The following is a 2,344-nucleotide window of genomic DNA, read 5'->3' as shown; positions in this document are numbered from 1 at the left end:
TGTACGGTCCCATCCGTCCACTCCCCGGCGGACGGCCATCTGTCGGGGAGTGCAGCTATCTTGCACAAATAGCCGCTGTCCCAACATGCAAGGGGTGTTCCAGAGAACGCCAGCCTCTCACTCCGTCCAACACCCCTCATCCGTCTCGGCGCTGCGCGCCGATCCACCTTCTCCCACAAGGGGAGAAGGAGAGGCGTTCCTCACCCCATCCGTCCACGCGCAGCCACCGGCAGCGTTTCCAGCACCTTGTCGCCGTCGATCAGGTGCACCTTGTCGAACAAATTCGTCACCACGCAGCAATGGTCGGGAACCACCCGCACGCGCTCGCCGATGCGAAGGCTTGCGCCGTCGGCAAGCGTGACGTTGCCATGCTCTTCGCTCAAGCCCGTGACGAGGGCGCCGGGCACGCCGAGCAGTTCGCCGAAATCGGGCAGCCCGAGCGTATCGGAGGAAAGCGCCTTGCTGCCGCTATCAAGGATGGCGCGCGTTGGCGTCGGGTGGCTGACCACCGTGGCGAGCACCGTCAGCGCGCAATCGTCGAGGGTGCCGACGCCTTTGGCGACCTGGTAGCGGTCGAGATAGATGTAGGTGCCGGGCCGGTACTCGGTGACGACGCTGTCCTCGCCTGAGCGCCACATGTCCGGCGTGCCGCCGCTGGAGATGCGCTGGCATTCCAGTCCTGTCGCGGCAAGCGTCTCGCGCGCGTTCCTCAGCCAGGCCTCGGCTTCGGCGGCGCGGCCCGCGGCCGGATAGGTCATCAGCCCGCCGAAAGAGAGCCCCTTCGCTTGGTCGATCCCCTTCGCCAGCGCCAGCGCCTCGGCCGGGGTCTGCACGCCGCAGCGGCCCATGCCGGTGTCGCACTCGACCAGCACCTGGAGCGGGTGGCCGGCATCGCTAAAGGTGGCGGCAAGCCCTTCCAGTGTCTCATGGCTGTCCGCCGTGACCGAGAGGGTGACGCGGCCATGCAGGGCCTTCAGCCGCTCCAGCTTGGCGCGGCCAAGGATGTTGTAGGGGATAAAAATGTCCGTCAGCCCGGCATCGGCCATCACTTCGGCCTCGCCGATCTTCTGGCAGGTAATGCCGATGGCGCCGGCCGCGACCTGCTTCTTCGCCCAGTAAGGCAGCTTGTGCGTCTTGATGTGCGGGCGCAGCTTCAGCCCGTGGTGGTCGGCATGCGCCTGCGCGCGTCTGATGTTGGCTTCGGCGCGGGCCGCGTCGATCAGAATCGCCGGCGTGTCGAGGTCGTCTATACTTGCCATGAAAATCACCGTTCAAACAGCATGTCTCCCGAAAGTGGGAACCGGTTTCGGGACAAGGACATGCGTAAAATCAAAAAAGACCGGATGGGTTTATGGCCCCGATCCAAGCTGATGTCACCGGGCCAGAGCCGTGAGTTTGCGTCGACAGCGGACCGGCATTGGGCTATTCGGATGGGCAGAATTCAGCAGGCGGCGGCAGGAAGGAAACACGACCATGAAGCGCTCCAAAATCAACGACATCATCCGCGAAGCCGACGCCTTCATCCGCTCGTTCGGCTACATCATGCCGCCCTTCGCCTATTGGTCGCCGGAAGAGATGAAGGCGCACAAGGCTGACTCTTCGGCCATCTTCAGCTCGCGTCTCGGCTGGGACATCACCGACTACGGCCAGGAGAAGTTCGACGAGCTCGGCCTGTTCCTGTTCACCGTCCGCAACGGCCGCTACGAGGACATGAAGCTCGGCATGGGCATGCTCTATGCCGAGAAGATCATGATCTCGCGCAAGGACCAGCTCTCGCCGATGCACCGCCACAACATCAAGGCCGAGGACATCATCAACCGCGGCGGCGGCAAGCTCGTGCTGGAACTGTTCATGCACGACCGCGACGGCGGCATCGATCCGAAGGCCGAAGTCTCGGTGCCAGTCGACGGCACCATCCACAGACTGCCGGCGGGCGGACTGCTGAAGCTCGATCCGGGCCAGAGCGTCACGCTGCTGCCCGGCGTCTGGCACGCCTTCTGGGCCGAGGGTAAGGACGTGCTGATCGGCGAGGTCTCGACCGTCAATGACGACCTCACCGACAACGTCTTCCGCGATCCGATCGGCCGCTTCTCCAATGTCGACGAGGATGTGGCGCCGGTGCACCTTTTGGTGTCGGACTATGAGAAGTGGGTGGGGTAGGCGAGGGCGCCGCGTAGCATCGGCCTTATTTCGAACGTAGGCGCCGCCCCTCATCCGCCTGCCGGCACCTTCTCCCCGTATAGTGACGGGGAGAAGGGGATGGCCGCGACCGCGCCGCCCTTCCTGCAACGCTTAAGATTGGCGAAATCGCCCGCGACGGCGTCTTTCTCCCCCGTCGCTATAC

General features: G+C 64.3%; 2 protein-coding genes. One reads left to right on the top strand and one right to left on the bottom strand.

The window, feature by feature from the left end; all coding sequences use genetic code 11:
- Positions 1-200: 200 nt before the first annotated feature.
- Positions 201-1,259, bottom strand: a complete 1,059-nt coding sequence (locus EOA29_RS33325) for a D-TA family PLP-dependent enzyme (protein WP_126094311.1) — start codon at positions 1,257-1,259, stop codon at positions 201-203.
- A 214-nt stretch (positions 1,260-1,473) separates the two neighbouring features.
- Here EOA29_RS33325 and EOA29_RS33320 point away from each other — a divergent pair, with 214 nt between their 5' ends.
- The gene (locus EOA29_RS33320; protein ID WP_126094310.1) at positions 1,474-2,160 is read left to right on the top strand and encodes a D-lyxose/D-mannose family sugar isomerase; all 687 of its coding nucleotides are present in this window, start codon (positions 1,474-1,476) and stop codon (positions 2,158-2,160) included.
- Positions 2,161-2,344: the final 184 nt, after the last annotated feature.

The sequence above is a fragment of the Mesorhizobium sp. M1E.F.Ca.ET.063.01.1.1 genome (genome assembly GCF_003998155.1).
GTDB lineage: Bacteria > Pseudomonadota > Alphaproteobacteria > Rhizobiales > Rhizobiaceae > Mesorhizobium.
Note: the sequence above shows the minus strand (reverse complement) of the source record. Positions and strands in the feature narration are given on the sequence as shown.